Annotated in this window: 11 protein-coding genes; all 11 read left to right on the top strand. The window is 28.8% G+C overall.

Annotated elements, in window-relative coordinates:
• Positions 1–44 precede the first annotated feature (44 nt).
• The 11 genes from CCO88_RS08320 to CCO88_RS08375 all read left to right on the top strand — a co-directional run bounded on the left by CCO88_RS08320 (position 45) and on the right by CCO88_RS08375 (position 4,123).
• Positions 45–254 carry a hypothetical protein gene (locus CCO88_RS08320; protein WP_002840093.1) on the top strand — a complete coding sequence of 70 codons (210 nt, stop codon included), beginning with the start codon at positions 45–47 and terminating at the stop codon, positions 252–254.
• A gap of 1 nt (position 255) precedes the next feature.
• Positions 256–552 (top strand): hypothetical protein, encoded by a 297-nt coding sequence (locus tag CCO88_RS08325; protein ID WP_002840094.1) that lies wholly within the window; start codon positions 256–258, stop codon positions 550–552.
• 9 nt (positions 553–561) lie between these two features.
• Positions 562–855, top strand: coding sequence for a hypothetical protein (locus CCO88_RS08330; RefSeq protein ID WP_002794760.1), 294 nt, complete (start codon positions 562–564; stop codon positions 853–855).
• Positions 852–1,067 carry a hypothetical protein gene (locus tag CCO88_RS08335; RefSeq protein WP_002794761.1) on the top strand — a complete coding sequence of 72 codons (216 nt, stop codon included), beginning with the start codon at positions 852–854 and terminating at the stop codon, positions 1,065–1,067. Before CCO88_RS08330 ends, CCO88_RS08335 begins: the two co-directional genes overlap by 4 nt.
• 9 nt (positions 1,068–1,076) lie before the next feature.
• The gene (locus CCO88_RS08340; RefSeq protein ID WP_002840095.1) at positions 1,077–1,568 is read left to right on the top strand and encodes a thymidine kinase; all 492 of its coding nucleotides are present in this window, start codon (positions 1,077–1,079) and stop codon (positions 1,566–1,568) included.
• Positions 1,569–1,628: 60 nt separating this feature from the next.
• A complete protein-coding gene (locus CCO88_RS08345; RefSeq protein WP_002821281.1) occupies positions 1,629–1,874 on the top strand; it encodes a hypothetical protein in 246 nt (81 codons plus the stop codon).
• Positions 1,861–2,232, top strand: a complete 372-nt coding sequence (locus tag CCO88_RS08350) for a type II toxin-antitoxin system PemK/MazF family toxin (RefSeq protein WP_002821280.1) — start codon at positions 1,861–1,863, stop codon at positions 2,230–2,232. The genes CCO88_RS08345 and CCO88_RS08350 overlap by 14 nt, the downstream gene beginning before the upstream one ends.
• Positions 2,233–2,394: 162 nt before the next feature.
• On the top strand, positions 2,395–2,820 hold the full coding sequence (locus CCO88_RS08355; RefSeq protein ID WP_002840096.1) for a hypothetical protein: 426 nt from the start codon (positions 2,395–2,397) through the stop codon (positions 2,818–2,820).
• A gap of 224 nt (positions 2,821–3,044) precedes the next feature.
• Complete coding sequence (locus CCO88_RS08365) at positions 3,045–3,362, top strand: hypothetical protein (protein ID WP_002840099.1); 318 nt, start codon at positions 3,045–3,047, stop codon at positions 3,360–3,362.
• Positions 3,363–3,364: 2 nt separating this feature from the next.
• Positions 3,365–3,724 carry a hypothetical protein gene (locus CCO88_RS08370; RefSeq protein WP_002794775.1) on the top strand — a complete coding sequence of 120 codons (360 nt, stop codon included), beginning with the start codon at positions 3,365–3,367 and terminating at the stop codon, positions 3,722–3,724.
• A 15-nt stretch (positions 3,725–3,739) separates the two neighbouring features.
• Complete coding sequence (locus tag CCO88_RS08375; protein WP_002794777.1) at positions 3,740–4,123, top strand: hypothetical protein; 384 nt, start codon at positions 3,740–3,742, stop codon at positions 4,121–4,123.
• Positions 4,124–4,149: the final 26 nt, after the last annotated feature.

The following is a 4,149-nucleotide window of genomic DNA, read 5'->3' on the forward strand; positions in this document are numbered from 1 at the left end:
CTTCTATCCTTTTTTAATTTAAAAAAAATAGAAAAGGAAAAATTATGAATAAAAGAAAATTAGAACAAGAGTTTTGGGATTTTGTAACCATGATAACGCTATTTTTTGTTTGCACAGTTATTTTTGCATTCACTAAATTAGCACCATTGGCAGCTGTTTGTTGGATAATGTTTTTATTTTTCGCAAGCGTTTATCCTGCTAAATGGATAATTCAATTTATTTTATTTTTATTAAAAAGAAAAAAAGGAAAATAAAATGGGATACAGATGTCATATAGCAACTCATTATGAAGTTAAATATACAGGTGGTTATTTTAATAACAGTGAAAATGAATTATTGGAATTGTTAGAAAAAGTTGAACTACTTGATGATACTTGGATGAATGAAGGGCGTGAAGAAATTGAAGTTTCCACTGAAGCTGTTCTTTATCTTAATTTAGAAGATTATGATTTAAATGAGGATGAAAAAGACTTCTTAAAAGATTTAATTGAAGTTGCAAAAACAGCACCTTATGCTAGAAACAGTGGCTTTATTAGATTATCATGGTTTTAGGAGGTTAATATGAACTTTAAATGTTGTATAGTTGAGAAATATGAAATAGTTTATGGTAAAGGGTACTTTCAAAATGAAACACAAAAGCTTGAGGATTTATTTGAAAAATTAGAAATTGATTATTCTGAGCCAAGTGATTTTATTATAGAAATTCCTACAGAACAGTTGTTTAGCTTGAAATTATCTGATTATCAATTAGATAGCGATGAGCTAATCTTTATAGAAAATCTTATAAAAACAGCTAAAACAGCTAAATATTGTAAAGATTTTGGTTTTATTAGAATAGATTGGAGAGAACAATGAGAGGTTTTAAAATTATTCCTAGTAAACATTTTGCGGAAAGATTGCAAGAAAGAAAAATCGATCTTAGTCTTGTGGCTTTGATTCATCAAGAAATTGCAAAAAATCCATTTCAAAAAATCTATAAGCTTATAAGCAATAACTCTGCTATTATTTTTGGCGTAGATAGAGATAAGGGAATTATCACAATCATTACAGGCTATCCTGTCAAATAAGGAGTTTCAATGCTTACAATGATTTTAGGCACTATGAAAGCAGGTAAATCTGCCAAACTTATAGATAAAGCTTCTAATATATTATTTCAAGATGAAGTTATCATTATTCGCCCAAGTTGTGATACAAGGGAATTCTTTACAAGAAAATACAAGAATGATGAGCTTAAACGCTTTAATTTTGGAAATGAAAATACGAGCTTAAGTTCGTACAGATTTATCTTTATAGATGAAATACAATTTTTCAAGAAAGATTTTTTAGAACAAATTATCAATCTTTCAAGAAAAAAAGAAATAACTATAACAGTAGCAGGTTTGCTTAATGATGTAAAAGGAAATGCTTGGGATAATGTGGAAACACTAAAATCTTATGCAGATGAAATTTTATATTTAAAAGCAGATTGTGATTGTTGTGGCAAAAAGGAAAGCGCAATTTTTCATATAGGCGATGGTGGTATTAATAATAACTACTTTGTCTTTTGTGAAGAGTGCTATAAAATGTAGTTTATTTTGCACATAATTTGTGTTATAATTTGTGTATAAAATTACACGCAAGGAAAACACATGCAAAGAATTAATTTAACTCTCAACAATGAGGCAAGCTTAATGCTTGATAAATTAGCAAAGGAACTAAAAATGAGTAAAACTCAGATTTTAACAGACGCATTAAAGCAAATGCACGAAAGTAAAAGAATAGAGCAAAGAAAGGCTTTATGGATAAAAAGCTTTGAAGCATTTAAAAATGATGAAGAGTACCAAAAGGAACAACTTGAACTTGCAGAAGCAGGAGTGGGTGATGGTATCATCTAAAATTGTTAAATATGGCGAACTTTGGATTGCTGATTTTGAACCACAAGTAGGCGAAGAAATTACTAAAAAACGCCCTGCATTGATTTTAAGCAATAATCTTTTTAATTCTAATCAAAAACTTGTTTTTGTTGTGCCTTTAACAACTTGGCAAGATAAATTCTATAAAGGAATTTGGTTTTTAAAGATTGACAAGAATGCTACAAACAATTTAAATGTAGACTCAGCCATAAATTGTTCTCAAATAAAGTCTTTTTCAAAAGATAGATTAATTGAAAAAATAGGTGAAGTTGATGAAAAGATTATGAAAGAAGTCAGGATAATACTTGATGAAATCTTAAGTCCACAATTCAACTCTTAATTTCTACTTTTTACACTACAACTACACAACACAATGTTCATTATTGAAATATGTTGATATAAGAATGTAGTGCTTACTTAAAACTCGCCTTTAGGGGATGCTTTTATTCCCTAAAGGGGTTATTAGTATCTCTTATTGGCTAATCAATTAGGAGATACAAAAATGTTAACTTATACAAACGAGCTTGTTGTAGCTAAGCTTTCAAGAGCTTTAGCCTATAAAGAAGCTAAAAAAGACAAAAGCAAAGTTGATTTTTTAATAAATCTTTTTAAAAAACAAATCCTAAACTGCATTAAAGCAACAGAACATTTTACAGATCGTGTATCACAAAGATTTGAAGAAGTCGAAAATGATACATTATCAGTTGCTATTTCAAGAGCTATTAGAAACACCTCACCTCTACAGCGTGGTGCTGATTATCATATCGCAACAACTCAAAAATATCTTGATGAAGATAGCAATATTGTTGTTGTTCTTGAAAGACAAGGCGAGTTTGGAGCGGTTTTAGTTACCACATATAAAAGGGGACAAGAAAATTTGCTTTCTGATGAAGAATTAGCTGATCTTAAAAAAAGAGGAGTTTTGTAATGGGCATAATATGTATGTTTGGGATATTTAGTTTAGCTTATGTTTTAATTTGCCTTTTTTGCATGTTAATTATGATGTGTTTTGGCAAGTTAAAGCCTATGAGCTTATTAAGGTTTTTAATGTTTTTCTTAACAGTACCTTTGGTATGTTTAGAACTAATCTTTGAAGGAAAAAAGAAATGAAAACAGTGGTTGTAAATTGGGTAAAAGATGGTATTGTCATTAATGACTTTTTTTGTTGAAACAAAAATTGTTGAAAAAGCAGGCTATGAGCTTGTTGATTCTAAATGGTTGTGGGATAGGTTATTTGAGCTTTATGGAGAAGCTTATCAATTCCTACCTAAAACTAAGAATTATTGCGCAGAGCTTAAAAGATATGTTGCTTATTTGGCAGATGTTGATGATGAACCTGTTTTTTATTCCACTAATGGGCTTGAAATTGTTGCTAGAAAAGAAATTAATACTTTTAGATATATTTGCAAGCTTATTTTAGAAGAAAAAGGTTTAAATGATAAAAAAATAAATATTATATTAGGAGAATAAAAATGAACATATTACTAAGAAATGATATTGATGACTTAAATTTAAAAGAATTTAAAAAGTTTCGTGAATGTGAAGAAGCATTTCGTCTTAGAGGAATGAAGAATAAAAATCAAGAAATCTTTGTCAAAAGAATGGCAAAAGGTGAAAAGATTATAGCAAGAATTTCCTGCGTTATAGATGTGAAAGAAAAGATTAAAATTGAAATTCTTAAAATCTCTCGCAAAGAAAAAGAGATTAAAGAAGAAATTTTATTCGAAGAAAGTTTTTTTACAAATTATCATGAAACACAATTCCATGATTTTCATGGTTTTAGAATTTACAGAATCATCAAATTATTCTTAAGAGATTATTTAAAATTATAAAAAAGGAGACATAGAATGGAAAAAAATTACGAAGATTTTAAAGAAGCGCTTTTAAAAGGCAATCTTGCACTTGTTTTAACAAGTGTTTCAAAAAGCGGAATGACACGCACTTTTAAAGTGTTTTATAAAAATAAAAAAGAACAATATTTGCCTATTCCTGATGAAATTGCCAAGGCGGTTTCAGATAGAAAAGTAGATGAAAAAGGCATTGCCATTAGAGGTTGCGGAATGGATATGAGTTTTGCTTTATGGCTTAATATTGCAAGCCATTTAAAGTGTTATGATGAAGCTTATCGCAATTATTTTTCTTATAAGCCTAATAGAGGTAACTTTAATCCATTTTATCCTAATATGGAAACTTTTATTAATGAAATAACAAAGAATCAGTCTATAGATTGATAATCAGCCCCTAGTTGGGATAGTTT

This window comes from Campylobacter coli LMG 9860 (genome assembly GCF_000254135.1).
Classification (GTDB): Bacteria; Campylobacterota; Campylobacteria; order Campylobacterales; family Campylobacteraceae; genus Campylobacter_D; species Campylobacter_D coli.

Excerpts from the sequence above, each read along its gene's own strand:
- CCO88_RS08350 (WP_002821280.1), top strand. The coding sequence starts at position 1,861 with ATGGTATCATCTAAAATTGTTAAATATGGCGAACTTTGGATTGCTGAT.
- CCO88_RS08340 (WP_002840095.1), top strand. The coding sequence starts at position 1,077 with ATGCTTACAATGATTTTAGGCACTATGAAAGCAGGTAAATCTGCCAAA.
- CCO88_RS08345 (WP_002821281.1), top strand. The coding sequence starts at position 1,629 with ATGCAAAGAATTAATTTAACTCTCAACAATGAGGCAAGCTTAATGCTT.
- CCO88_RS08355 (WP_002840096.1), top strand. The coding sequence starts at position 2,395 with ATGTTAACTTATACAAACGAGCTTGTTGTAGCTAAGCTTTCAAGAGCT.
- CCO88_RS08370 (WP_002794775.1), top strand. The coding sequence starts at position 3,365 with ATGAACATATTACTAAGAAATGATATTGATGACTTAAATTTAAAAGAA.
- CCO88_RS08365 (WP_002840099.1), top strand. The coding sequence starts at position 3,045 with ATGACTTTTTTTGTTGAAACAAAAATTGTTGAAAAAGCAGGCTATGAG.
- CCO88_RS08320 (WP_002840093.1), top strand. The coding sequence starts at position 45 with ATGAATAAAAGAAAATTAGAACAAGAGTTTTGGGATTTTGTAACCATG.
- CCO88_RS08330 (WP_002794760.1), top strand. The coding sequence starts at position 562 with ATGAACTTTAAATGTTGTATAGTTGAGAAATATGAAATAGTTTATGGT.
- CCO88_RS08375 (WP_002794777.1), top strand. The coding sequence starts at position 3,740 with ATGGAAAAAAATTACGAAGATTTTAAAGAAGCGCTTTTAAAAGGCAAT.
- CCO88_RS08335 (WP_002794761.1), top strand. The coding sequence starts at position 852 with ATGAGAGGTTTTAAAATTATTCCTAGTAAACATTTTGCGGAAAGATTG.
- CCO88_RS08325 (WP_002840094.1), top strand. The coding sequence starts at position 256 with ATGGGATACAGATGTCATATAGCAACTCATTATGAAGTTAAATATACA.